We start from the raw sequence: 24,966 nt of genomic DNA, 5'->3' as shown, positions 1-24,966 counted from the left end.
ATTTTAAAAGAACTCTAGCAGCCTTCATTACAACGATAGATCTATGGGTTAATAGAAGAGCTACAAAAGGATTTGGAAAAATAGTTCGTATATTACCATAATGATCGCACTGGACAGGAACAAAGTATTGTGAGCGCACACCGATGACAACCCTTGCAGGGGGTAAAAGTATCAGGAAATAAAACTTCGTAAACTGAATTAGACCTGACAGAACACCTTATAAAAAATCGGTAACTGTCAGATCAAATCTAAACTAATTGAACCTAGGACTCCCTAATCCTTCCCAGGTCATCCCAGCGTACCATAGACCAACAAGGTTCTATTTTTAGTATTTAACAAAACGCTTACATTCGTTGCTGAATTATCCAGATCGATAATGTTAACATTCCTTCCTGTCTTTTCAATTGCTTTAGCTATCGCGGAGGCTCTAACATAATTTCTTTTTGATCCCGGTCTTCTAACAATAAATACCTCACTACCACTTTCTATATTTAAAATATCCGTGCTAAGCCCACCATCTCTAGATACTATAATGCCAAGATAGTGAGCAAGGGTACATTGACCATTCTTATCAAATACAACCACGGGAGTACAAGGAGCAAAAGACGAGGAACAAAGATGACTAACCTGCTCCGGGTTAACCGTTTTATATTTGGAGGTAGGTACACTTTGAGCAGTTATTTGCTTGCCGGCCAAATTGAAGTTAACCAACCCACCTACATTATCTTCAAGCTCTCTTATGCGGCTTTCAAGGATAGGCTTAAAAATCACATTCAAGCCAGTAGCTTGCTTCGTATTACAATCGGCCATAATCTCCGCAATTTCTTTATCAGCAGCATCTGTCGGCGGAATTTTTTCAGACTTATTTCGTGCCTGTATTTGACTGGCAACAGCCTTAAAAGCATTTGGAAAACGCAAACTATAATTATTGTAAGATAATCCATAGCCAATCAACCTAGAAAATTTCAACCTCCTATCTTTTACAACTACCCTCTCGTCTTTATTTCTCTGCAAGGATTCTGAAGGCTTTTTTTGAGAAATTCCTGTAGATATTCTTAAGTTTGTCATAGAGTCAATTCATCTCCCATTTAATCAAGGTTAATTTTTTCTTATACCTTAAAAGATCTTTGCAACTCAACGCCTTAATGAAAATATGCCCCATATTGAAAAAAAACAGCCCAAAGCATAAAAATATGCTGCCGATAATTAACTTGTGAAAGCAAGCTGTAGTGCGTTTCTATAAACTCAAAGATAAAGCTGAGTACCATTAACACCCTTTTTTATTGCTACCCCAAAGCTATAAAGTCAATCTTACCCTAAAAATTGATAGCCGATGCTTTAATAGTCACGTCAAATAGTATTTACTGTTATTTTATTCTTTTTCAAAGAATTTTCTTCCATAGCCCTCCACCCTCTATATACTCTCAAGTTCTTCGCTATAACAAGTACTGTCCATCCAAACATTTCTAAAGCTTTTACCATAAAGTAATTAAGTAAATATCTGAAAATCAGTTACTTCAGCAAAGGTTGCCTCCTATCCCTATATCAGCTTGTACTCGTTGTTTATGCAGGCATACTAAGGATCTGCGTGTTGGTAGATCTGGGTCAGGGCGGCTGTGAGTAATTCCATGATGCATCCAGATTTCAGAGCAGCCCACAATCTATGCACGGCCTTGCAAGAAGACCTAGACCTTTCAATAGGTCGCAATGCGGGGTGTGGATCGCCATGAAAACTCCATAGCGCTAGGCTTAACGGTAACACGTTACAGCTCTTACAATGGTAAGTTTATCCACAGTGAGTGCGGCCTAGCCTCTGTAGCCTTTAAGTGCCGTAGAGGCATCGTGGGATTATTCAGCAACTAGCCCATTACTAAAATCAGTTAGGCACCGAGAGTTTGAATTGTTGAGTAAGAGTTTATTAAGAAGTGCGATTATAACCATACTGAACTCATCGCTCATTAATGATGGAGCTTCTCGACTCCCGGCATTATCCATTTGCCACTCAAAAAGGTATCCGATGGGTTGTAGATACGAAGAGTTAAGCTGAACTCACCTTTTGGGCAGGGCAGCCAATTTGTAATGTCCCCTTTCGGTGCCTTATTGGCGATAAAAATACTCAAGGCCCCATCCGGGCCAACGATCAAGGGGTCTCGACTACTGAGAAGGTAGCGATTTATCGGATTATTCACCAGGTAGCCATCAACATCATAGAGCGTCAGGGACCAAAAGGCATTACCTGGTGGTGTTGAAGGAAATACCAGTCGATAGCTGTTTTCTCCATCGAGAAATTCTCCCCGACTATCCACGTAAGTCGTTGGGTATACTGCTTCATCCGGTTTTAGCGCACCAAGGCCCGCCATGGCAACGCCCGCACGAGTGGCATAATTGGTGCCATACTCACCAATCGTATCCCGCCAGACTCTCCAACCATTTTCATGGTTATCTTGTCGCCTGCTTTCAGTTGCCTCATGAAGACGCTGGTTAGCAATAGTGGATCCCATAGTAAGAGCCACACGCCGCCACCAAGGCAGCCTATCCAGCGAGAAATCATTTTTAGCCAGCAAATCAAAGCGCATTAAATTTTTTAATGCAAGCGGGTCCTTGGGCACGATGGCCTGTTTTCGCAACAAGCTAACAAATTGCTGAAAAAACTCGTCGACAGAAAGCTTGTCGACAAAAGCCTTGGGGTTATCATGCTGATTAATCCGGCTCTCGCTAATTACCGTTGATGGAAACGATTCACCGTCAGGCCAGCGAGACAAGGGGGTAATTGCAAATCCTTCTTGGAGGGTAGCTACATTGGCTACATCCTCATAACTATAGATTTCAATGCGGCCTATCATCCACACCATTGAAGTAGGAGAACGAATAACCTCAAGATCATCCGGTACTGAACCACTCCACTCGGGCCCAACCAATAAATACTCACCCGATTTACCATTATTAGAGGAAGTACCTATGCTACCAAAAACATTGGTCCAAGCATCCATAAATGGCAGTATGTAATAGCGCTCCATCGCTGGCACAGAAATAACCATGGGACCATCAGTAAGATCAAACCATGCAACGCTGTAAAGCGTATCATTATTGGGTCTTACCACATTTCGAAAGGTATGATCAGGAAAACTGCGCATATGGTATAGGTGGTTAGATTCCCTTCCAGATACGAAGTCGACAGCCATACTTTGACGGGTAGCCTCCATCACTACCAAAGGGTAAGCAAACAAGTAGGCGTTAGCTCCTTGTTTTATAATCTTAAAACTATACCAGCCAATGATCGCCCCTAGAAAAACTGCAACCACCAAGACACCAGTAAATTTATTCATAGATTATTATGTACTTGTTATTGAATAAAATTATGCCCCTATAACGCTAGCGATACATATAAGGCAACAAAAAATAGTCACCTGAATTAGGTCGGAATTAGGCTCCAGATTCCTCAGTACTCGATTAATTTTTATTATTTTCTTAGGTGAAGCATTTGTAGCTGCACACCCAATATTGCATCTAAAGGCCACATTTTCGCAACCTTTCAATCCATCAATATACATTATCACAATTACTAACAGGCGCAAGCATCTATCTGCGGAAACTTGCAACCTATAAAGTCCACCAAGATTTAACTCCGCAGACCACAAAACCTATCCCAAAAACGTATAGAATTTACAGTTTCAAGCACCATCTACCTTGATGTCGTATAACGCACTTATTCGCAAACCTATATTCCAGCAGAGTATCTATAACTCCCACCCCAAACATAAAAAAGCAAAGAAATAATCCTACCCAACAAATAAACACACAAAATAATTACCAAAATACAAAGTTGCTCGTCCATACGGTTAATTCAGAAATATTATTTATACCAACCAACCTAAACGCTTCAAGAAAACATCTTCCGGCGAAACAATAGCTTTAATTATGAGTTGTATGAAGCTGTATGTAACCATTGTTCTCCTGGGTTACTTCTGCGCACAATCTCTCACAGTGCACCCATCTTAAAGTGGATTCTCCTGATGACGAGCTAACCGGAAGCAAATGATAACTTTTGAGCAGAGCCACTGGTTGTGAGACGCCAATTACAAATGTGGGAATTCTAGAGACAATATTCAATCGCTTTTACGATTTGAAAGGGACACACCAATACTACGGATAATCAAACGTCAATTTAAACATACAGACTTATAGCTATGGCGTACGGATCTTATAACCAATTACATTTCACACAAATTTACAAAGTAAAATATAGACTGACACCCTCAGAAACAACGTAAATACGCAACTAAATAGCAGCCGATACCAGCCAGTTAGCGGCTGGCATCTTTCACATAGCTTATTTGTCATTACAAAAATCTTTACATAACGTCATCCAACATACCTTTTTACGTAAGCATCAACTGCCCAGTAGCCCGTGTATTGACTCCCCCCAGACATATAAGCAGTCCGATAATAGCTTTCAAAAAAGCGGAAGAAATCATCTCTGGTTGAAAAACGATACTCACCGTAATTGGGATCAAAAAATAGTGCTCCCACCTCCGTACGCCACGGGACATTGGGGTTAGACAGCCAAGCGGCCACACTGTGCGCCGCTCCCATCGAAAACATCCCCATTTTAATGCGCCCTCCGAAAGTTATCATTGCATATGCATCATATAAATTGCGTAGCTGCAATGATAAAGCAATATTATTTGGGGGCTCCCGTCTTAGTGCAGGCCGGGGCTGTCCCGGTATAATCTCAACCCTATTAGCAGCCATTCTATCTACAGAGGAATCACTCCAAGCCAACTTGTATTCAAGGCCGTGCCATATCAACCATTCCTTAATTTCTTCAGATTGACGACCGGTCGCTCTCCAGGCCTTAAACTGTTTTGCTACTTTCATTAGATGAGTTATATTTAAGGACTGGTACCTTATATATGTAAACGGTCCAAGCTTTACTCGCTTCGGATACAACCCCAATTGAGCAGGTAAGCTTGTTTCATCCAGGGCATTCGTCTTAACCCAGTTCGCCGATAGGCCTTCACAAATTCCCTTTGGACTATGGATTGCATACCATGGGTAAACACGCAATCGTGTTGTAGTCTGTGTAAACGCCCAAGTTTTTACTCCACCGTACATCCTCGCAATTCGATCAATGTGCATAAATTCAAATCCTTTTTTCAAGCATTAATTTATTTACATCTACGAAAATCTGAAGCTTTCAGGTATCACACACCATCTACTATTAGCCACCTTTTCCACGAGAACCGTATATATCAACTGCGACCTATTGGATCCCAGCCCTTGAGGATTTTATGCTAAGGATTTCCGCCTGCATGACATCTAGGGTGTTTGATTGGCTAGATTGCTCAACTACAGGTTAGCCCTCCCTAGTAGATATAGTACTAATTACCCTTTAACCTCCTTTTAATATCGACATTAAATATATTGCTACCATTAATACCTACGCAGGTATCAAGTACAACCTTCCATAGCTTACTGACGATTGTATGGTTACCTACAGAGACTATTTTATAATCAAGGTACCTCCATGGGACTCAAACAGGTCTAAATCCACGGGATATAGAGGTACCTTTTTTAAATTAAAAGCCGGCATTTTGGTTCAAAGTTGCAAGTCCACTTACTAGGCCATTAGCAATCCCCCAAAATTAGTTCCTTCTCAATATTTTTAGAGTTAAACGAAATATATCACCTACAAGAACTACTTTTCCAAACTCTATCAATAAGGCAGGAGTCATAACCAAACTTGGGCCTGTAGTATCGAGTAAGCAATATATTAAAAAATATGAAAAAATGCTCTCGGTCCTGAAACCAAAATTCACCAAAATTTGGATCAAAGAAAAGTGCATCTTGCTGCAGCTGATTAAATGTCGGAGCCCCTACCCATGCGGCCATTGAGTGTGCATCGGCGACTCTTTCATTTGCTCGCCTCATACTCGAATAACTTAATAGGATCGATGCATATGCACCATTGATTTTCGCCAGTTCTAGTCGTGCATAACCAAACTCTTTGCCTTTATTTTTCCCCCAAGACAATACCTTCAGCCCATTTAGACTTAGCCACCTTTGGTAATACTTTTCCCAGTCACCTGACTTACTCCATTCATCTTGCCTACTCTTTATTCGTAAATATGCATGAACATTGAATGGAATATGCGCTCCACTCCAACCTTTGACACCGCCAAGGGTATTAACCAAATGGTCGTCATCAGCATGATGCTTGATCCAATCGGCAGAAAAGGACTGGGACATACTATTAAAACCAAGCCAAGACCCGACACTCGTTCCAGACCCTGCTTGGTTTAAATCCCAAGTACACACTCCGTTAAGCTGTCTAGCCAAATCATAAACACTATTAAACATATTTTACTACTACTCAAATAATTTGTTGTTAGTGCAATAAACGCACACAGTTCTTACGCAGGCATATCATTTACGCTCTTTTCCCTTCAAATTGACTCTTGCTGAAATCTCAAGTGCAGCGTGTTAGAAGTGATAAGCTTACGGGCAAAAATTAGGCAGAACTTTAGATAATGGGTGGGAATTTTTAGATTTTGGCCATAATTTAATAACAGCCAAATACAGGGAGCATCTAGAAGAAAGGGAAAGCTAAGGGGAGAAGTAACCATGTTCTAGATAGCGAAAACAGGCGACATCCACCGCGCCGCCTGCTTCTGCAATCTATCAATTCTTAGTCATGCATTGGGTTGCGAAGAATTGGGCAAACCGCGTCTTCATTCTTAGCCATATATTGCTGGTGGTACTCCTCGGCGTAGTAGAACGGTTGAGCCATGCTAATTTCGGTGGTGATTGACCCACGATCTTTGGCGTCCAACGCTTCCTGCACAGCCGCCCTGCTCGCTTCCGCCTCCTGTTTCTGGCCTTCGTTCAGACAGAAAACACAGGAACGGTACTGGGAGCCGATATCATTACCCTGGCGCATACCCTGGGTTGGGTCATGGTGATCCCAAAAGATCCGCAGGAGCTCTGCGTAGCTCACCTTTTTGGGATCAAAGATCACTTTCACCACCTCTGCGTGCCCGGTACGGCCGGTGCAGACTTCATCGTAGTTCGGGTTTTCAGTGGCGCCATCGGTGTAGCCAACGGCAGTGGCAAACACACCATCCGTATCCCAGAACACATGCTCTGCGCCCCAGAAGCACCCCATACCAAAAATGGCGACTTCCAGGTGCTCGGGGAATGGCTCTTTAATGGTGTTGCCATTTACAAAGTGGGTGCCACTGATCTCCATCGGCTGGGGCCGGCCGGGCAGCACCTGGTCCGCATCGGGTATCTGAAATTTGTCGTATTGCATACTGTTTTCTCAAGTGCAGGTATTTTCTTTTGTCAGGATAGCTCTAAGGCGCTTATCCTCCCAGATCTAGGGAGCCTCTGAATAATTCCGTGGTGCCTCTGGCTTTCAGAGTGTGAATCGCTCTGAAAGCCCCGTAGGGCGGGTCTTGAAGGCCACAGCTGCTACCTTGCAGCTCTTGGCCATTCGCTGGCTAGCTGTGCATAAGCTCTGCAGCCTTCAAGACCCGCAGAGACCTTACGGAATTATTCAGAGACTCCCTTACTATATTAATCCGCGAATCAAGTAGTTAAGAGGACTCTATGATACGCAGAACAAACATTGGCAGATCAACACTATAAGGAGTCGTCATTGGCGCGCTTAATCTTACTGATTTTAATCGCCATCGGTGCCTGGTATCTCTGGCAAAAAATCAAATCTAGCTCACCGCAGGAGCGGCGCAAGCAGATTTTTATGGCCTGTATCGCCGGCGTCGCCGCAATAGTGGTTGTGCTGGCTATCACCGGGCGCCTGCATTGGGTAGGAGCAGCGCTCGTGCTCATTCTTCCTGTGTTGGGCCGTTTACTCAGTCAGCTCTCCCGTTATTTACCTTGGTTGATGCCACTGTTTGAAAAGTATTCAAACAGGCGCCCAAATCCAGGGGCCACTCAACATCCTCCGCCACACAACACCGAGGGCCCGCCACTCTCGGAACACGAAGCGCGCCGAATCCTTGGCGTTGACGCCGATGCTGGCAGAGATGAAATCATTAGTGCACACCGTAAATTGATCCAAAAACTCCACCCAGATCGCGGCGGCAACGATTACCTGGCATCGCGTATCAACGCCGCTAAGGAGTTACTACTGAGCATTCTTGGTTAAACCTTACAAAGTAAGTGGATATACCTGGCCAACTGCCGATAGGGGTCCACCTGGGAGTATTCAAGCTCCTTTTCCACAATGGCCGACGCGGGCAACTTTTCCCGGATTGATGGCGTCATAAAGTCGTGGAAGCAGCGGATACCGCTGTGACAAACCACGGAAAAGCCCGCTTCGGTCAACCAGTCTTCCACCCATTCCGGCAGAAGTGGATTCTGTGGAGTGAGGCTGCCAGGGTGGCCACCCCAGTTATCCCCTTCAATATTGCGGTCCAGCTGGCGAAAGCTGCCCCGTTGTAATAGGCGGAACTCAAGGGCACGCCGATTGTAGAAAGTGAGCGAAAGATACCCACCAGGCTTTAACAGGCTGCGCAGCTGCTGCAATGCTTGTTGCGGCTGCTCCAACCATTCCAGCACAGCGTGGCAAATTACCAGGTCGGCGTCCTTTAGAGCTTCTACCTGCGGCAATTCTTGCAGGGGTTTATGCAGCAAGGTCATTTGCTTTTGCAGATGGCGCTGGCGAACTTCCGCATCCGCGAGTTCAAGCATCTGCGCGGAGATATCGGCTAGGAAAACCTCGTGCCCCGCTTCAGCCAGATCCATCGCAAAATGGCCCTGGCCACCCCCAGCGTCAACGATTCTTAGAGTGCGCTGCTCGCTCCCCAGCAGCGGCGCCAGATCCCGGTTGAGCACTGCCAGACGGATATCCCCTTTAAGGCCACCGTAGATACGGTTGCGAAAACGGTGAGCGAGATCGTCAAAGTTTCGATCTTTACGCAGGCTGTCACCCATCGAAGCCCTCACCTTGCAAAGCCTCATTGCATCGGCGGCGGTTCTCGACGAATTTGCGCTGTAGCGCCTCTTCCATATCAACCCCCAGTACAGCGGCCAGTTTGCTCAAGTACATCTGAACATCCGCCAGTTCAGCGGCAACTTGATCGGCCTTGTCGCCTGCCATTAGATTATGGATATCTTTATCGCTGCACCATTGAAAGTGTCGCCCTAACTCTGCAACTTCCACAGATAGCGCCATGGCCAGGTTTTTTGGGGTATGCAGTGACTGCCAGCCGCGCATTTCAGAGACTTCATCAAAAGCCGCCAGGATTTCACGGTCTTTCATCGAATTTTTTCCTCTGCTGGCGCTCCAGCCCGCCCTCCCGGGCCGCCAAAATTGAATTCAGTGCGCGGGACAAAAACTCACGCCTGTATAAAACACAGACAACAAACAGATAGCCGGCAACAAACAGGATTGGGTGGATAAACCAGCCCAGCACTGACATTGAGAAATAATAAGAGCGCAGACCGTAGTTGTAACTGTGGCCCGCATGGTCAATCACCTTGGCTGTACTGATGGCAAACCGGCGTCGCTCTTCCTCAGATAGATCACCGGTTTCCGGCGGCGGTGCTGCACCAATGAGTACATTGGCGAAGGAGTACTGGCGCAGTGACCAGGTAAAATTGAAAAAGGCGAAGATAAAAATCAGGATCAACAACATCACCTTGAGCTCAAACTGCTCAACGGTGGTGGGCTCCGCAAAAGGCAAACTGGTAAGCACTTCGATGGCGGCCTTGTTCGCCGTCAAAGCCGTCACTAAACCCGCCAGAATAAGAATACTGGTGGAGGCAAAAAAACCAATGACCCGCTCCAGGTTACTGAGAATAGCGGTATCCGCCATGCGCATATCCCTATCGAGCATACGCATCATCCATTCAACGCGGTACCACTGAAGCGATGAAGTAAGGCACCAGGTTTCTTTGGCTTTTTTTCGCGCAAAAACGGTGTAACCCACCCATGTGATAAAAAAGCCAATGACACTGGCAATATCCAACCAGGACAACCTCTAATATCTCCGTGTTCGTCTACATTTATGCCGTAGCTTCGGCAAGCGAAGTCTTCGCCCTACTGGCATCCTTGTCAACACTGTCTTTCCAATGTGTGCAAGCGGTAGAATAGCGCCCTTTCGCCGGCAGCAGTGGCCGGCCAGAAAATTCATATAACTCCAGGGAGCTGTCTTTTGAGCAACTCACATCCTGCATTTGAACTGGTTACCAGCGCAGATATTGATTCTCTCGGCGTGCGCGTCGAGGAATACCGACACATTACGACCGGTGCCCAGCACCTGCACATCGCCGCAGACAACTCGGAAAATGTTTTCCTTGTCGCCCTGCGCACTGTGCCCGAAGACTCCACCGGTGTCGCCCATATTCTTGAACACACCGCCCTGTGCGGCAGTGACAAGTACCCGGTGCGCGATCCTTTCTTTATGATGATCCGGCGCTCACTCAATACCTTTATGAACGCCTTCACCAGTTCAGATTGGACCGCCTACCCGTTTGCCAGCCAGAATCGAAAGGATTTTGACAACCTTCTCGACGTCTATCTGGATGCGGTATTTTTTGCGCGCCTGGACCCGCTGGACTTTGCCCAGGAAGGCCACCGCCTGGAATTTGCCGAAGCGGATAATGCGAGCAGCGAGCTCGTCTACAAAGGTGTCGTGTTCAATGAGATGAAAGGCGCCATGAGCTCCGTCACCTCGCAGCTGTGGCACACCCTGAGCAAATATCTGTTCCCCACCACCACCTATCACTACAACTCCGGTGGCGAACCTACTGATATTCCAAAGCTGAGTTACGAGCAGCTGGTTGCCTTCTACCGCAGCCACTACCATCCCAGCAACGCCACCTTTATGACTTTCGGTGATATTCCCGCAGCGGAACACCAGGCCGCGTTTGAAGAAAAAGCGCTGCACAAGTTCGAGAAACTCGACAAGACCATCTCGGTTGGGCGCGAAGACCGCTACCAGGCGCCGCTGAAAGTCGAAGAGCACTACCCGTTAAATGGCGAGCCTCTGAAGGCCAAGACCCATATTGTATTGAGCTGGCTGCTGGGTGATGTTACCGATCTTGAAGAAGCCCTGACCGCACACCTGCTTGCCGGTGTGCTGCTGGATAACAGCGCTTCACCTTTGATGAAGCTGCTGGAAACCACCGACCTGGGTACTTCCCCCTCCCCGCTGGTTGGCCTGGACGATTCCCAACGCGAACTGGTGTTTGTCTGCGGTATTGAAGGCAGCGAACGCGAAAGTGCCGACGAGCTTGAGCAACAGGTTCTCGACGTGCTGAGGGACGTCGCGGAAAACGGCATCCCCTACGAACAGGTAGAAGCCAGTTTGCACCAGCTGGAATTACAACAGCGGGAAATTGGCGGCGACGGCTACCCCTTCGGCCTGCAATTGATTCTCACCGCATTGACCGGCGCCACTCACCGTGGCGATGCCATCGGCCTACTGAATATCGATGCCACCCTGGAGCGTCTGCGCGAGCAGATCAAAGATCCGAAGTTTATCGCCAATAAAGCCCGTGAACTTCTGCTGGAGAACCAGCACCGCGTACGTATGGTACTGAGCCCCGATGAGCAGCTGGCTGCGCGCCGCGAGCAGGCGGAGAAAGACCAGCTGGCGGAAATCAAAGCCGCTCTCAGCGACAAAGAAAAAGCACAGATTGTCGAAACCGCCAAAGCCCTGACCGATCGACAAAACCGCGAGGACGACGCTTCTATCCTGCCCAAGGTCGGCGTGGAAGATATTCCCGCAGAGCTTCCGGATGTCGAAGGCGAAGCAATAGAGTTGGGCCCACAGAAGTTGACCCGCTATAGCGCGGGCACCAACGGCCTGGTTTACCAACAAATGGTCTGCGCGCTACCGGAATTCACCGAAACCGAAAAACAACTGCTGCCCTACTACTGCCAGGTACTGAGCGAAGTTGGCCTGGGTGAAAAAGACTACCTGGAAGTCCAGCAGTGGCAGACCAGCGTGGTTGGCGCCCTGCACGGTTTCACCAGCAGCCGCACTGCCATCGACAACCTGGATCACTTGTCCGGCCACTTTATCCTGTCCGGTAAAGCGCTGGCTCGCAATCAGGGCGGCCTGACTGAACTGATGCAAGCCACTATGGAGCAGGTGCGTTTTGACGAGCACGCCCGCATCAAGGAATTGCTACTGCAAACTCTCGCCCGCCGCGAACAAGGTGTTGTCGGCAACGGCCACGCCCTCGCCATGGCTGCCGCCAGTGCCGGCTACAACCGCGCCGCCTGGGAGAGCCATGCCAGCGGTGGTCTGCTGGGATTGCGCAACCTGCGAGTCCTGGTTGCCGGACTGGAAAAAGAGGAAGGCCTGCAAGACCTTTCCACCCAATTCCAGGCTATCCACCAGAAAATCCTCGCAGCACCGCGCCAGTTCCTGCTGGTGGGTGAAGAAGAGAAAATTGGCGATTTCAGCCAGACACTGATGCCACTGACCTCGACTTCCAGCATCGCCGCAGCCAACCCCGCTGCACCTTTCGAACGCAAACAAATCGAGGAACTCTGGGTTGCCAACAGCCAGGTGAACTTCTGTGCCAAGGCCTACGCTACTGTGCCTATGTCCCACCCGGATGCGGCCCCGCTGTCGGTTTTGAGCGGCTTCCTGCGCAACGGCTTCCTGCATCGCACCATCCGCGAACAGGGCGGCGCCTACGGTGGCGGAGCCGGCCACGACAGCAATATCGGCGTATTCCGCTTCTACTCCTACCGCGATCCGCGTATGGGTGAAACCCTGGAGGACTTCGACGCATCCCTGAAGTGGTTGGCCGAAGAGAAGCACAAGGAAGAACAGGTTGAGGAAGCGATCCTCGGCGTCGTCGGCGGTCTGGATAAACCCGGCTCCCCCGCTGGTGAAGCCAAGAAGAACTTCCACTCGGGCCTTTACGGCCGCACCCACGAGACGCGTCAGCAATTCCGCAAACAGGTTACGGAAGTTACCCTGGAAGACCTGCAACGCGTCGGTGCCACCTATCTGGACCCGAGCAAGGCCAGTACAGCCATTGTTACCGGTCCCCAAGGTAGCGAAGCGGCAGCCAAACTCAACCTGAAGGAAGAGAAGCTCTAACAGGAGCTCGACGATTCCCCGGCAATTTGTCCGGGGAAGCTCTGCGGCGCCGGCCAAAAACCGGCGCCGATCTATCGCCGTTATCCTCTAGCGAAGTTCCAATGAGTAAACACGACAATATTTATGCAAACCCACTGGGCCAGGTAGCCGGCTTCGAGTTCGATCGCCAGGTGGTGCAAGTTTTTCCCGATATGATCAAGCGCTCAGTGCCCGGCTACACCACGATCGTAGCCATGATCGGCACCCTGGCAGAGCGCTACGCCCAAGCTGGAAGCCGCTGCTATGACCTGGGCAGCTCCCTTTGTGCGGCAACCCTGGCCATGCGCCATCGCATTCCCGCCGCCGACTGTGAAATCGTCGCCGTAGACAATTCGCAAGCCATGGTTGATCAGGCACGTACGGTACTCGAAGCCGATAGCGGCGAGGTTCCCGTTCAACTTATCTGCGACAACCTGCAAAACGTAGCTATCGAAAATGCCTCGGTGGTAGTGCTCAACTTCACCCTGCAATTTATTCCGGTGGAAGAGCGCGAAGAAATCCTGCAGAAAATCCACGATGGTTTGCGCCCCGGCGGCATTCTGATTATTTCCGAGAAAGTGGACTTCGCCGATAAAGCCCACAACGAGTTAATGATCGAACTGCATCACTCCTTTAAAGCCGCCAACGGTTACAGCGCGCTGGAAATCGCACAGAAGCGCTCAGCCCTGGAGAATGTATTAATTCCGGAAACCCTGGATACCCACCGCACACGACTGAAAAATGTCGGCTTTACCAGTGTCGATGTCTGGTTCCAGTGTTTTAATTTTGCCTCTTTAATCGCCATCAAAGGCGCGCCGGAAAAGTAAGTACCCCGTGATCGACTACACCCAACTCTATCAAGGCCTGCAACACGTTCCCGCCCTGCGTACCTGGCTGGCCCAGCTGCCAACACAGGTTGCTGAAAACCTGAGCCCTCATCGCTGGGGCGACCTGCCCGATTGGCGCGCAGCGGTGGAAGCCCTACCGGAAATCACGCCCTCCGCAATCGAACTCAACCGCAAGGTCAGCGCGGGCACTGCCGCCGATGCCAGCCCGGAACAACTCGAAGCCATGGAGCGGGAACTGCGCAAATTACACCCCTGGCGCAAAGGCCCTTGGGAGTTATTTGGACTAAATATTGATACTGAGTGGCGCTCCGATTGGAAATGGGATCGGGTACTTCCGCACTTGGCACCACTGAAAAATCGACTGGTGCTCGATGTGGGCTGTGGCAATGGGTACCACTGCTGGCGATCCTACGGTGCCGGCGCGCGCCGGGTCATCGGTATTGATCCTTCCGCCAAATTTGTCGCGCAATTTTACGCGCTGAAAAAATATCTGGGCCAGGAAGCGCCGGTAGATTTGTTGCCCCTGGGTATTGAAGCGCTCCCGGCAAACTTGCGTGCTTTCGATACCACTTTTTCCATGGGGGTACTCTATCACCGCCGTTCACCCATGGATCACCTGCGCGAATTGCGCGAGACCCTCCGCCCCGGCGGCCAGCTTGTACTGGAGACATTGGTTATAGACGGCGGACTCGGCGATTGCCTGGTACCCGAAGACCGCTATGCAAAGATGCGCAATGTGTGGTTTTTCCCCAGCTGTGCCACCCTGGAGAGCTGGCTGCGCAAGTGCGGTTTCCGCAACCCCAGGACGGTGGACTTGAACACCACCAGCCTGGAAGAACAGCGGCGCACCGACTGGATGCACTTCGAATCCCTGGCAGATTTTCTCGACCCGGAATCGCCAGACAAAACCGTGGAAGGTCACCCCGCGCCCAAGAGAGCGGTTTTGGTCGCGGAAGCGCCGTAGCTTGTCTATACGCTTAAGGTCTGGGAACTCATAAATTCCGCAAAATTTGCTGCTAATAGAATTTTGTACGGAATGGGGAGCACCATCTTGATTGTTGCGACTCATAAGGCAAAGTGCGCCCCTAAATAGTGCAACTATATCCTTTAGGGAGGGCTGCCGCAGGATGCAGCCCGGCGCAGAGAATATTTATGAGTATTAGCGTTTTTGAGCTTTTCAAAATTGGGGTTGGCCCTTCCAGCTCCCACACGGTGGGCCCTATGGTCGCTGCCCGCCAATTCGTGCAGGATTTGCAAGACCGGGACCAACTGCCCCGCACAGACCGCGTACAAGTCCATTTATACGGCTCACTGGCCCTGACCGGGGTTGGTCACGGCACCGATATGGCAGTTCTGATGGGGCTATTGGGTCAATCTCCAGACACCATTGATGTCGACTCAATCGACAAGAAAATGGCGCAAATCCAGAGCGAGCGCCGCCTGCTATTAAACGGTGACCAGGATATCGAGTTTATTCGCGAGCGCGATCTGGTTTTCCATATGGAGGAATTTCTTCCCCAGCACTCCAACGGTATGACCTGCCAGGCATACTCTGGCGAAGAGCTACTGTTCGAGCGCAGCTATTTCTCCATCGGCGGCGGCTTTGTGCTCTCCGAAGAAGATTTCGCTCACAAAGAGGAAATCGCCACCCTTCTGCCCTATGACTTTAGCAATGCAGAACAGTTGATGAAGATCTGTGATCATCACGGTTGGACTATTGCCGAGCTGGCCATGGAAAACGAAAAAGCCTTCCGCAGCGAGCAGGAAGTCAAAGACCGTTTGTGGAATATCTGGAAAGTAATGGATGCCTCTATTGAGCGAGGCTGCCACCAGAATGGCATCTTGCCCGGTGGCCTCAATGTTCGCCGCCGCGCTGCTGAACTCTACCGAGAGTTGAGCAAACAGAGTCCGGAAGAGCGCAACCACGGCCTCGCCATTCTCGACTGGGTTAGTCTTTTTGCCCTCGCCGTCAATGAGGAAAATGCCGCGCGCGGGCGCATCGTCACCGCGCCCACCAACGGTGCCGCCGGTGTGATTCCCGCCGTTATCGCCTACTACGTGGAATTTGTACACGACAGCAAAATTCACGGTGAATTGAAAGACCAGGTAGTGAAATTCCTGCTCACCGCCGGCGCTATCGGTATGCTGTTTAAAAAGAATGCCTCTATTTCTGCCGCTGAGGTGGGCTGCCAGGGAGAAATCGGCGTAGCCTGCTCCATGGCTTCCGCCGGCTTGGCCGCCGTAGAGGGCGGCACCAACCAGCAGATTGAAAACGCTGCTGAAATTGGTATGGAACACAACCTCGGCCTTACCTGCGATCCAATCGGCGGGTTGGTGCAGGTCCCCTGTATCGAGCGCAACACCATGGGTGCAGTAAAAGCCATTAACGGCGCACGTCTGGCCCTGCGCGGTGATGGCGCTCATATCGTACCGCTGGACAGCGTTATCGAGACGATGCGTCAAACCGGTATCGATATGCAGAGCAAATACAAAGAGACCTCTCTCGGCGGGCTCGCAGTAAACGCTGTGAACTGCTGATATTTTTCGGCAGGAGCACAAATCTGCTCCTGCCGCTTACTTAGCCCGGAAGATACCAAATTCTTTTTGTGGCATATCTCCAACGAACCCCCACCGGTCTTTAAAAATCACTGGTTAAATATCAACGAGCGATGAGCTCCAACACCCGCCATGGTGCCGGATGCAATCGCAAAGGTTCCGCTTTGCATCGGGTTGGATAAATCCCCAGCAGCAAAAACTCCCTTTACAGAAGTCTCTTTAAAGCCATCCACCTTCACAATCCGCCCGGTAAAAGACTCCTCCAGCTCCAACCCCAATTTATCGATAAACGGAGAGGTCAACTCCGCTTTGGGGCTCACGTAGAGACCCTCCAGTGGCAACTTGCGGCCATCCGCTAAAACAACTTCACTTAAACTATCCCCCTCTCCCTCCAACTGCGTAATCGGGGCTTCTTCCAGCATTACTCCCCGAGCCAGCAGATGATCGAGCACTTCCCCCTGCGGATTGAACTGGCCCTGGGTAAACAGGGTAGTTGCCCCCCAATCGGGAATCATCGCCGCCTGGTGGAAAGACAGCTCGCTGGTAGCCAGCACACCTAAAGGGCGATCACTCAGCTCATAACCGTGGCAATAGGGACAGTGAATCACACTCCTACCCCAGCGCTCTTTCACACCAGGGATATCCGGTAGCTGATCCGTAATACCGGTTGCCAGAATTAGCCTCTTCGCTTTAAAAGTGGCATCTCCCTGTGCAGCAACAACAAACCCCTCTTCATGAACATCCACACTATCCGCAGTGCCTTCAACCACCTGGAAACTCGAGTAAGCCTGTAGCTGGGAAAGCGCCGTGCTACGAATTTCCTCGGGCGTCTTACCATCCAGGCAAAACACTCCATGGGACGCTTTTGCAAAGCGGTTTCTAGGTCTTTTAGCATCCAGTACAACGACCTTACGCCTGCCGCGAACCAGCTGCATCGCCGCAGACAGACCGGCAAAACCTCCACCGATAATCAATACATCCGTATCCATAGCCACCCCTCCGATATCATGTAACTTTTATTGTTACATAAAAATTCAAAACCGTACAACACACGTAACAGCAAAAGTTTCGTGATAAACTGCAGGGTCGGAAACTTAGGTGAATTATGCGCAAAGACAGCCGATTATCCCGGGCACTTCATGTCCTTATCCATTTGAATATGACCGACAAGCCGGTTACCTCAGACAAGATGGCGGCTATGCTCCTCACCAATCCTGTGGTGGCTCGCAGAACTATGGCGCTATTGCGGGATCAGGGGTACGTGCGCTCCAGTAAAGGGCACAATGGGGGCTGGTCACTCGCGAAGCCCTTGGATGAAATTACACTTCTGGATATCCATAAAGCGCTGGGAGACAGCTCAGTTTTTACCATTGGCCTCACAGACGAACACACTAACTGCATCATTGAGCACGCAGTAAATGCCGCCCTAAAGGATGCAATGGATGAGGCGGAGAGTATTTTAATCGCGCGATTTGGAGAGATCACCCTGGATCAGCTCGGTGGAGAATTTACACACATAGAGACTTCGGAATAATTCGCCGCCTCCTAGGGAGCTCCAAATTTCGATTCTGTGCTTCCCTAATATCCAGGTCCATTTTGCGATTACCAGGTACACCCTATGCTTTAGCTTGGTACTCAGGGTGTATTCTCGCCATCAACAAAACGTCTATATAACGACCCGCCTTAAACCTGCCAAGCCGCTTGGCTCCCTCCACCTGAAAACCCGAGCCCTCATAAAGTGCTATTGCGGTACCATTATCAACATGAACTTCCAGCTCCAATCGTATTAGATTGAGCCAATTATCCGCCTGATTAAGCGCCTCTTTCATTAACATCCGGCCAACTCCCCGACCGTGAAATTCAGGATGTACCGCAATTGCCAGCACAGCACTATGTCTATCCCGGATTTTATTGGTTAAGAACAGAGTGACATACCCAACGACCTTAGTATCCAACTCAGCGACCAAGGTATAATTATTCGGATCAGAAAAAAGAATAGCGACTTTATCAGAACTTAGGAAAAGTAGTTGAGAGGTATTTTCATTTACTGAGGCAAAACTATGAATCTCGAACAAATCCTTATTATCGGATTCTTCTAGGTGTCTGATTTTTGTATTCAACGGAACTCCTTAAGGGATATCGAAAACAATAGAAAGTATTTCTATTCTTCTCTTTACTCCATATACACCAGATACTAATTTATAACGCGAACTGATCAATCAACCCGAGTTAGCCGAGCATCATCCACTGTCATCTGCCAAATCCCATCCTCTTCATAAGGGGGATTGGAAACATGAAAATCTGCAGTCAAAAATAAAAATCCAACACTGAAATCATCTCCGTTGAACTCTTTTATCGGCCCCTCTATAGAAGTTGTAACGTTCCCTTCAACCCGTTCATACAAGACCCGGCCATCAGTTTTTATGATCAAACTTATTTGGCTACCAATCCAAGTGCCAGCGTAATCTAACTTGTCTTCAGGAAGTGGTTTTGCACAACCGGCCAACATCAATAAAATAAAAACCCAAAAGGTATTACGCACTATCAATCCTCTTAACCCTTTAATATTTCGAGAATAACACCCTACCGTATCCCTGCAAAATCCCAGATAACAGGCACGTAATACAGAGGCAACTCTTTAAACTGGAATACAACTGAAGGGAACACTCATCCCACAACTAAATAGTACGTAGTAATGAATTCAATATTTGAAAGAACCGCGACAACCCATGTGTATTGCCACTTCTGCTCAAGGCAGCACCTTCTATATAACTAGACTAATCTAATGTCTAAGGTACTCAAAAAAAAGGGGGGGGTATGACCAATTACAACAGCCTATTTAACCGTCACTTCGCAAGTTCAGAACGGCTTAAAAATCGAGCAAAGCAGAGAGCTCCAAAATTTTCCTATGAATACTTAATAGAAGGCTGTATGGATGAGATTGGTTTATGCCGCAATCGCCAGGCATTCGATTCTGTAAAATTCAGCCCCCAATATATCCGCCCCAACTCTACACCGAACTTAAATTGTGAACTTTTTGGGAAGCTATACAGCGCTCCATTTGGCATAGCGCCCATTGGGCTACAGGGGCTTATGTGGCCAAATGCGCCTGTAATACTTGCCAAAGCCTCATATGAGCACAAAATCCCATTCATCCTCAGCACTGTATCTTCTGAATCACTGGAGCGAATTTCTGAAGTCTCACAGGGAACAGCCTGGTACCAACTCTACAACCCAACAGACCCAGCCATTCTTTCTGACCTGCTATCCCGACTAACCTCTGCCCAATACCAACATTTAGTCATTACCATTGATGTTCCTACTTTTGGCTTACGCCCCAGAGACTTCCACAACGGATTGGCAATGCCACCGAAATTGAATGTAAAAAACGTCTGGCAAGCGATACTCAGACCAAATTGGAGCCTATCCACATTGCGATACGGTCTCCCTAAATTTAAAAATCTAGAGCCTTACATTGATACCGATAACAAAAAACTTGAACTAACCGAGTTTATGAACACCACAACTATGGGCCCACTGGATTTTGACAGTGTAAAACGTATAAGAGATCTATGGCCCCATAAACTTATTATTAAAGGGATAATGAGTGAACCCGATCTTCAACAAGCGATTAAACTCGGAGCGGATGGAGTCATTTTATCCAATCACGGTGCACGGCAACTTGATTTAGGCGAAGCGACTCTCCCTTTACTGGGAAGGTTTTCCAACTATCAGGATAGGATTTCCTTGGCTATCGATAGTGGAATCAGATCCGGTGTAGATATCGCAAGTGCTTGTGGTCTAGGGGCAAAGTTTTGCTTTCTGGGAAGATTTTTTATGTATAGCGTCTGTGCCCTTGGCAATGAAGGGGCTAACCATGCAATTTACCTGCTTAAAGCTCAGTTAACTCAGGTTATGCAGCAAATCGGAGCTAGTAATCTTGAAGGCATTTGCGGCAAAGTAGAACTAACCAACAGATGAAAAGCTCAGGCAGTTCATCCCGCCGAGTCGTGTAAGCCGAAGGCTTATACTGTTGCCGCATTTTCCAATTCTTTTGGATACCCTTCCCCCTAGAAATAGTGCTCTTCGGCCAAAACGCTGGTTAATTCGATCAATAGTTTACATAGTTTTACTGGCCATAAATTGCTGTCCCGAGCAAACATATCACCTTGACCCAATGAACAGGGAATTAACTCCACTAACCCCACTCCAGCTTTAAAGAATCGACAAGCCTGTCGAAATAGCCCCGACACAGTCCTCTTTACCAGTTGCACTATAAGCCGGGTATCATCAGTTGGGTATGGGGGTTGTACTACAGTACTACAGTACTACAGTACTACAGTACTACAGTACTACAGCGGTAATTGTTGGATTCGTAAGGTGACGCATGCAAGAGAAAATAGCAACTCCATGCTTCCGCAGTAGGTGCTCAATTTTGAAGAAAGGTTGTAATTCGGGAATACCAAGCGATTTGGCCTCAACAGAGCAGGCCACCGCCCAAGTCCGTACGAAATATTTGTTCACAGCTGGCATAGCAGCTGTTGTAATCAACCAAGGCCAACATTAGCAGGGGCGATGGTACAAGGATAGAGGCCTTTACTACCCCCTCAACAATCAACTCCTGGCCATCCCCAATAGGAATTGGTTCATATTAATCGTTTGCTAATAACAGCCTGCCCTTGTGACGATCGAGCACCTTACAGGTTATCTGCCCAACTTAAGCGACCACAACAACATCCTCATGAACAGGCGTAAGAGACCGATCTACTACCAGAAGGTCACGATCAAAAATCCCAAGATTCTGCATAGAATCACCACAAGCTCTGGCCAGGAACGTGGCAGCTGGACTCGTGATCAAGTGCTGGTCCAAGCTCAACGCAGCCTCTGTATGCTCATCTGCTGGCGAGAGAAAGCCGCAGGCTACACTACGACTGAATAAAGAAAGGATCTTCATATCCGATACTGCAATACTATATAAATACAAGCTATTGTTTAGCCCCAATATTGACAACGAGTACATGTGACTTCAAAGCCACGCACCGTTTCCTAGTCTACATAAGCCCCCATTTACACCAAAGAAGTGATAATCACCCCACCCTATCCAGTGCAAAGCACATACATCAATCTACGCTCTGCTTTTCGATCCTTTTGTGTGCCAAAAAACGACCGAAATATAAATAGATAATCCCCTCTATTTGCAGCACCCAAATCAACTTTAGATATCAGATACATAGAAAACCGGATAAAAACAAAGGGATATTTTAAAAAAATATCCGATGGTGCATAACACAACTTATACAGCATCGTGATAATGGACTAAGCCTACTTAAAATGTACGTAACAATTTTTTCCAAGAAACTCAGCATTACGGAATTTTCGGAGTATACTAATGGGCGAAACAAACAACGGCAAAGTGAACACCAATGCAAGATCAAGATCTGCAATCTATCGCAAACCAACTTTCATGCCCTGAGGGGGATGCTGGTATCGATATAGGCAATAAAATGAATGTTCTCAACCAGATTATTACTAGTCAAACCATTGAGAAGTTGTCCCCCCAAAAAGATGAGTCAATTATCGAGATAGGGCCAGGCAACGGATCTCTGTCACTACCAATATTGGAAAACTTAGGTCGTAACGGACACTATCTGGGTATTGAAATGTCGGAAGTTATGGCAGAAGAACTTCAGAAAAATTTGGCAGGAAATCATTGTACCACTAAAGTAGTTTATGGTGATTGCTTGGAGGTCCAACTTAAAAATGAAAGCATTGATGGTGTTATTGGGGTTAATCTCCTCTACTTCATTAAAGATCTGTCAATTTTTTTCAAGCATATTTTCAAATGGCTTAAACCTGGAGGCCGAGTGGCATTTGGAATTCGATCTGATAAGTCGCTTAAACAATTACCCTTTACTCAGTTTAAATTTCACATACGCACTACAGCCGAAATCAAGTCTCTTATGAAAGATGCGGGGTTTAACGCTGTTGAGTCCTCTTTTTTTGATAAGGAAATGGTTCCTTTTGGAGATACTATGATCCAAGCAGACTCAGTGATAATTACAGGGAAGAAATATTAATTACTCATTTACCTGACCTGGAGAAATACATCCAGGATAGAGAAAACCCACACTTACCTCATCTCAACAACAACTTTGCAGAACCTCCACGTCAGATAAATAGCAACCCATCACCATGAACAAATGTGAGCGCCCTATTAGAATCCGAAAAAAACTATTACCCCCTACTTAACATGGAATTTTCTAACATGAATATACTGCAGATAGAGAAATCAACATCGTATTGAATTAAATGACACAAGCATCTAGTGAACACCCCAGGGCCGGCCCCTCTATTTTCCGTCACATATGATATCAATGTAGCGTCTCAAAAATACTATTATAAATACCCTAAAATTTCTCTATCAGATTTCTCCAATTGGTACAAACACCCAACAAAAGCCAGGTTTTGCTGGAAAAATAAATATAAAGATGTATATTCTCTCAAGAAATAAAACCAACAACCAGAAGTGATAATAGTTCTCATGAATTCAAGCCGGCATTCGGCGATGACGCCTGCAATAGATAGCCTCACTATCCCCAACATGAAAAACTCACAGCAAGTTTTATACCGCCGCATGCATTGCTTTAAAGCTAGAACACCTATTGGCAGCCCCTACAAATAAACAAAACTAAAAATCCGCCAATTACGAATCTATTCAACCAAGAAAATCCATGGAAGTGATATGCACAAAATTTATATTTCTCTGATTGCTGGTTTAATTGCCGCAACAACTTACCTATATACAAAAAACTCTACAGACGATGCTAATAAACAGTCTTCCGAGACTACGACAACAGGGAACAAAGAAAATAATAATCTAGGACTTGAAAGATCAAAACAGAATCATACCAAACTGGAAGAATATACCCTTACTGGAAGTACAGAAGATGTAGATCTGCCCCAATCAAGCAACGAAGACTCTGAGGCAGTAGCAGAGAGTGTGCTGTGTGCAGATAAAATACAAAACCACTCATGCAATATAAGGCTGGATATTGACTTAGCTGAAATATTAATCGATGGGAATCTAAATGCGGCAAAATCCGAAGGAATTGGGCTCGTCATCAATAGTAAAAACTATAAAGACATAATGAGCACAATCCCCAAACTACTATCAGAAAATTTAATGAAATCTGAGGATTTCAATCAACTAGCCAGATCCACCACCGCAAACCTCAACATCGAAGTAGAGAGCATTTTTTCATGCAATACAAAATTATGCGCAGCTGAACACCGCGTAAAAAACGATCAAGACTGGAAGATCTTCGAAGCCAACTTCTTTACGGGTGACTCTGCTGGGAATCTGTTTGTTTCCTATGATCCAAATGATCCAAATATCAGAAGATCCATATTGGTTTTTGGAGAAGGCGCACCTGTAATCTTGAAAAAACAATAAGCCTCATAAAGAATACCCCTTGCCGACAATTACGCGGCAAGGCGGTGTTAGCAGCTTTGAAGTGTATTGAGTTATAACCATGGCAATAATATATAGGGACTATGCCTAGCTTAGGCTCAGAAGAGTTTGTCAACCAGTGAAACCTCTTCCAGTTAATTCATCAAGATTAATTAGCTAAGCCTGAAAAAGGTATATTTCACTGTATTTGCCACACCTAAAGTAATCTCCCCAAGCTAGCACTTACGACATGTTATCTTTTGGCGCCAACCTGCCTCTCTGATAAATCAGTGACATACTCGTACATTTGCATAACAACTTCAGGGCAAAACCCAGCTAAACGACAACCTTGAGTTTCAGCCAGCACTCTAACTATGCGATACTTCCGCCCCAAAAGAAGTGAAAAGAAAACAGGGAAGACCCATGACTAAATTCACACTAACTCTGGTAGCGGTTTTATTGGCTGGCTGTAGTTCAGTCACTCAGCTCTCGGAAAAAACGGCAGGGGAAATCAGACAGGCGGTATCTATCCAAGCTAGTGGGGAAAATTCTGGCACTCAGTTCTCAGGGCCGAAATTACAGGCCACTACTGATGGCTCTGACCTAAACCTCTACTACTACAACCTCCGCGCATTTGAACCCGCTGCTAACGAGCCAACGAAGTACCACCTACAGATCCATATCACCTATCGCAAGGCGTGGCGTCACTATGAGTCTGCGGAGTTAAATAGCGGACAACCAGTAGAGACGGCCCCTATTAACAAAAATGTCCTTCAATGCGTAAGTGGCAATGAATGTATGCTTGAAGAGATTCTGGATATTGCTCTCACTGAGGAACAAATACAAGCTTCAGTGCGCAATCGAGATAAACTCAAACTTAAACTGAGAGCAAGATCCGGGCACAGCTCTACCATTGAGGTTCCAGCAACCTACTTGCTTGGTTTTTACGCTGCGGTTGCCAATTACGAGGGGTGACTACCCCTCTCCGTAGGCAATAAATGTT

The 24,966-nt window shown here is 47.4% G+C and carries 23 protein-coding genes; 10 read left to right on the top strand and 13 right to left on the bottom strand.

Features of this window, described 5'->3' with window-relative positions:
- Positions 1–288: 288 nt before the first annotated feature.
- The 5 genes from ACJJI3_RS03200 to msrA all read right to left on the bottom strand — a co-directional run bounded on the left by ACJJI3_RS03200 (position 289) and on the right by msrA (position 7,312).
- On the bottom strand, positions 289–1,068 hold the full coding sequence (locus tag ACJJI3_RS03200; protein WP_444941481.1) for a hypothetical protein: 780 nt from the start codon (positions 1,066–1,068) through the stop codon (positions 289–291).
- An 890-nt stretch (positions 1,069–1,958) separates the two neighbouring features.
- Positions 1,959–3,326 (bottom strand): DUF1254 domain-containing protein, encoded by a 1,368-nt coding sequence (locus ACJJI3_RS03195; protein WP_444941480.1) that lies wholly within the window; start codon positions 3,324–3,326, stop codon positions 1,959–1,961.
- Positions 3,327–4,362: 1,036 nt separating this feature from the next.
- Positions 4,363–5,139 (bottom strand): hypothetical protein, encoded by a 777-nt coding sequence (locus ACJJI3_RS03190; protein WP_444917436.1) that lies wholly within the window; start codon positions 5,137–5,139, stop codon positions 4,363–4,365.
- A 546-nt stretch (positions 5,140–5,685) separates the two neighbouring features.
- Positions 5,686–6,360 carry a YopT-type cysteine protease domain-containing protein gene (locus ACJJI3_RS03185; protein ID WP_444941479.1) on the bottom strand — a complete coding sequence of 225 codons (675 nt, stop codon included), beginning with the start codon at positions 6,358–6,360 and terminating at the stop codon, positions 5,686–5,688.
- A gap of 328 nt (positions 6,361–6,688) precedes the next feature.
- A complete protein-coding gene (msrA, locus tag ACJJI3_RS03180) occupies positions 6,689–7,312 on the bottom strand; it encodes a peptide-methionine (S)-S-oxide reductase MsrA (protein ID WP_282932528.1) in 624 nt (207 codons plus the stop codon).
- Positions 7,313–7,660: 348 nt separating this feature from the next.
- On the opposite strand from msrA, the gene ACJJI3_RS03175 reads away from it, so the two are divergent.
- On the top strand, positions 7,661–8,170 hold the full coding sequence (locus ACJJI3_RS03175; protein ID WP_108733513.1) for a DnaJ domain-containing protein: 510 nt from the start codon (positions 7,661–7,663) through the stop codon (positions 8,168–8,170).
- On the opposite strand, the gene ACJJI3_RS03170 is transcribed toward ACJJI3_RS03175, so the two are convergent.
- The 3 genes from ACJJI3_RS03170 to ACJJI3_RS03160 are packed head-to-tail and all read right to left on the bottom strand — an operon-like array spanning position 8,167 to position 10,004.
- Complete coding sequence (locus ACJJI3_RS03170; protein WP_444941478.1) at positions 8,167–8,958, bottom strand: methyltransferase; 792 nt, start codon at positions 8,956–8,958, stop codon at positions 8,167–8,169. The two genes, ACJJI3_RS03175 and ACJJI3_RS03170, sit on opposite strands and share 4 nt — an antisense overlap.
- Positions 8,951–9,286 (bottom strand): nucleotide pyrophosphohydrolase, encoded by a 336-nt coding sequence (locus tag ACJJI3_RS03165; RefSeq protein ID WP_444941477.1) that lies wholly within the window; start codon positions 9,284–9,286, stop codon positions 8,951–8,953. The genes ACJJI3_RS03170 and ACJJI3_RS03165 overlap by 8 nt, the downstream gene beginning before the upstream one ends.
- Positions 9,273–10,004 (bottom strand): DUF599 domain-containing protein, encoded by a 732-nt coding sequence (locus ACJJI3_RS03160; protein WP_108733516.1) that lies wholly within the window; start codon positions 10,002–10,004, stop codon positions 9,273–9,275. Before ACJJI3_RS03160 ends, ACJJI3_RS03165 begins: the two co-directional genes overlap by 14 nt.
- Positions 10,005–10,181: 177 nt before the next feature.
- Between ACJJI3_RS03160 and ACJJI3_RS03155 the strand changes: the two genes are divergently transcribed.
- The 4 genes from ACJJI3_RS03155 to ACJJI3_RS03140 all read left to right on the top strand — a co-directional run bounded on the left by ACJJI3_RS03155 (position 10,182) and on the right by ACJJI3_RS03140 (position 16,495).
- Positions 10,182–13,091, top strand: a complete 2,910-nt coding sequence (locus tag ACJJI3_RS03155) for an insulinase family protein (RefSeq protein ID WP_444941476.1) — start codon at positions 10,182–10,184, stop codon at positions 13,089–13,091.
- A 101-nt stretch (positions 13,092–13,192) separates the two neighbouring features.
- Positions 13,193–13,936, top strand: coding sequence for a carboxy-S-adenosyl-L-methionine synthase CmoA (gene cmoA, locus ACJJI3_RS03150; protein ID WP_108733518.1), 744 nt, complete (start codon positions 13,193–13,195; stop codon positions 13,934–13,936).
- 7 nt (positions 13,937–13,943) lie between these two features.
- Positions 13,944–14,921 carry a tRNA 5-methoxyuridine(34)/uridine 5-oxyacetic acid(34) synthase CmoB gene (gene cmoB, locus ACJJI3_RS03145; RefSeq protein ID WP_444941475.1) on the top strand — a complete coding sequence of 326 codons (978 nt, stop codon included), beginning with the start codon at positions 13,944–13,946 and terminating at the stop codon, positions 14,919–14,921.
- A gap of 188 nt (positions 14,922–15,109) precedes the next feature.
- Complete coding sequence (locus ACJJI3_RS03140; RefSeq protein WP_444941474.1) at positions 15,110–16,495, top strand: L-serine ammonia-lyase; 1,386 nt, start codon at positions 15,110–15,112, stop codon at positions 16,493–16,495.
- 107 nt (positions 16,496–16,602) lie between these two features.
- On the opposite strand, the gene ACJJI3_RS03135 is transcribed toward ACJJI3_RS03140, so the two are convergent.
- Positions 16,603–17,502, bottom strand: a complete 900-nt coding sequence (locus tag ACJJI3_RS03135; protein WP_444941473.1) for an NAD(P)/FAD-dependent oxidoreductase — start codon at positions 17,500–17,502, stop codon at positions 16,603–16,605.
- A gap of 116 nt (positions 17,503–17,618) precedes the next feature.
- Here ACJJI3_RS03135 and ACJJI3_RS03130 point away from each other — a divergent pair, with 116 nt between their 5' ends.
- Positions 17,619–18,047, top strand: coding sequence for an Rrf2 family transcriptional regulator (locus tag ACJJI3_RS03130; protein ID WP_444941472.1), 429 nt, complete (start codon positions 17,619–17,621; stop codon positions 18,045–18,047).
- Positions 18,048–18,129: 82 nt separating this feature from the next.
- Here the strand turns inward: ACJJI3_RS03130 and ACJJI3_RS03125 are convergent, their stop codons facing one another.
- Complete coding sequence (locus tag ACJJI3_RS03125; protein WP_444941471.1) at positions 18,130–18,633, bottom strand: GNAT family N-acetyltransferase; 504 nt, start codon at positions 18,631–18,633, stop codon at positions 18,130–18,132.
- A 95-nt stretch (positions 18,634–18,728) separates the two neighbouring features.
- Positions 18,729–19,055, bottom strand: coding sequence for a hypothetical protein (locus ACJJI3_RS03120; RefSeq protein ID WP_444941470.1), 327 nt, complete (start codon positions 19,053–19,055; stop codon positions 18,729–18,731).
- Positions 19,056–19,330: 275 nt separating this feature from the next.
- Here ACJJI3_RS03120 and ACJJI3_RS03115 point away from each other — a divergent pair, with 275 nt between their 5' ends.
- Positions 19,331–20,494 carry an alpha-hydroxy acid oxidase gene (locus ACJJI3_RS03115; RefSeq protein ID WP_444941469.1) on the top strand — a complete coding sequence of 388 codons (1,164 nt, stop codon included), beginning with the start codon at positions 19,331–19,333 and terminating at the stop codon, positions 20,492–20,494.
- Here ACJJI3_RS03115 and ACJJI3_RS03110 read toward each other — a convergent pair.
- A complete protein-coding gene (locus ACJJI3_RS03110) occupies positions 20,445–20,555 on the bottom strand; it encodes a DUF4113 domain-containing protein (RefSeq protein WP_444941468.1) in 111 nt (36 codons plus the stop codon). The genes ACJJI3_RS03115 and ACJJI3_RS03110 overlap by 50 nt on opposite strands.
- 675 nt (positions 20,556–21,230) lie before the next feature.
- On the bottom strand, positions 21,231–21,467 hold the full coding sequence (locus ACJJI3_RS03105) for a LexA family protein (RefSeq protein WP_444941467.1): 237 nt from the start codon (positions 21,465–21,467) through the stop codon (positions 21,231–21,233).
- A gap of 469 nt (positions 21,468–21,936) precedes the next feature.
- Between ACJJI3_RS03105 and ACJJI3_RS03100 the strand changes: the two genes are divergently transcribed.
- The 3 genes from ACJJI3_RS03100 (at position 21,937) to ACJJI3_RS03090 (ending at position 24,938) form a co-directional block, all read left to right on the top strand.
- The gene (locus tag ACJJI3_RS03100) at positions 21,937–22,590 is read left to right on the top strand and encodes a class I SAM-dependent methyltransferase (RefSeq protein WP_444941466.1); all 654 of its coding nucleotides are present in this window, start codon (positions 21,937–21,939) and stop codon (positions 22,588–22,590) included.
- A 665-nt stretch (positions 22,591–23,255) separates the two neighbouring features.
- Complete coding sequence (locus tag ACJJI3_RS03095) at positions 23,256–23,966, top strand: hypothetical protein (RefSeq protein WP_444941465.1); 711 nt, start codon at positions 23,256–23,258, stop codon at positions 23,964–23,966.
- Between the two features lie 420 nt (positions 23,967–24,386).
- Positions 24,387–24,938 (top strand): hypothetical protein, encoded by a 552-nt coding sequence (locus ACJJI3_RS03090; RefSeq protein WP_444897623.1) that lies wholly within the window; start codon positions 24,387–24,389, stop codon positions 24,936–24,938.
- Positions 24,939–24,966: the final 28 nt, after the last annotated feature.

The sequence above is a fragment of the Microbulbifer maximicatervae (SeqCode) genome (genome assembly GCF_052466985.1).
The sequence above is the reverse complement of the archived record's forward strand: the minus strand, read 5'-3'. Positions and strand labels throughout refer to the sequence as shown.

Bases quoted from the DNA above. Each gene is read 5' to 3' on its own strand.
- ACJJI3_RS03200 (WP_444941481.1), bottom strand. From the start codon at position 1,068: ATGACAAACTTAAGAATATCTACAGGAATTTCTCAAAAAAAGCCTTCA.
- ACJJI3_RS03195 (WP_444941480.1), bottom strand. From the start codon at position 3,326: ATGAATAAATTTACTGGTGTCTTGGTGGTTGCAGTTTTTCTAGGGGCG.
- ACJJI3_RS03190 (WP_444917436.1), bottom strand. From the start codon at position 5,139: ATGCACATTGATCGAATTGCGAGGATGTACGGTGGAGTAAAAACTTGG.
- ACJJI3_RS03185 (WP_444941479.1), bottom strand. From the start codon at position 6,360: ATGTTTAATAGTGTTTATGATTTGGCTAGACAGCTTAACGGAGTGTGT.
- msrA (WP_282932528.1), bottom strand. From the start codon at position 7,312: ATGCAATACGACAAATTTCAGATACCCGATGCGGACCAGGTGCTGCCC.
- ACJJI3_RS03170 (WP_444941478.1), bottom strand. From the start codon at position 8,958: ATGGGTGACAGCCTGCGTAAAGATCGAAACTTTGACGATCTCGCTCAC.
- ACJJI3_RS03165 (WP_444941477.1), bottom strand. From the start codon at position 9,286: ATGAAAGACCGTGAAATCCTGGCGGCTTTTGATGAAGTCTCTGAAATG.
- cmoA (WP_108733518.1), top strand. From the start codon at position 13,193: ATGAGTAAACACGACAATATTTATGCAAACCCACTGGGCCAGGTAGCC.
- ACJJI3_RS03140 (WP_444941474.1), top strand. From the start codon at position 15,110: ATGAGTATTAGCGTTTTTGAGCTTTTCAAAATTGGGGTTGGCCCTTCC.
- ACJJI3_RS03135 (WP_444941473.1), bottom strand. From the start codon at position 17,502: ATGGATACGGATGTATTGATTATCGGTGGAGGTTTTGCCGGTCTGTCT.
- ACJJI3_RS03130 (WP_444941472.1), top strand. From the start codon at position 17,619: ATGCGCAAAGACAGCCGATTATCCCGGGCACTTCATGTCCTTATCCAT.
- ACJJI3_RS03115 (WP_444941469.1), top strand. From the start codon at position 19,331: ATGACCAATTACAACAGCCTATTTAACCGTCACTTCGCAAGTTCAGAA.
- ACJJI3_RS03110 (WP_444941468.1), bottom strand. From the start codon at position 20,555: ATGCGGCAACAGTATAAGCCTTCGGCTTACACGACTCGGCGGGATGAA.
- ACJJI3_RS03105 (WP_444941467.1), bottom strand. From the start codon at position 21,467: ATGAAGATCCTTTCTTTATTCAGTCGTAGTGTAGCCTGCGGCTTTCTC.
- ACJJI3_RS03100 (WP_444941466.1), top strand. From the start codon at position 21,937: ATGCAAGATCAAGATCTGCAATCTATCGCAAACCAACTTTCATGCCCT.
- ACJJI3_RS03095 (WP_444941465.1), top strand. From the start codon at position 23,256: ATGCACAAAATTTATATTTCTCTGATTGCTGGTTTAATTGCCGCAACA.
- ACJJI3_RS03090 (WP_444897623.1), top strand. From the start codon at position 24,387: ATGACTAAATTCACACTAACTCTGGTAGCGGTTTTATTGGCTGGCTGT.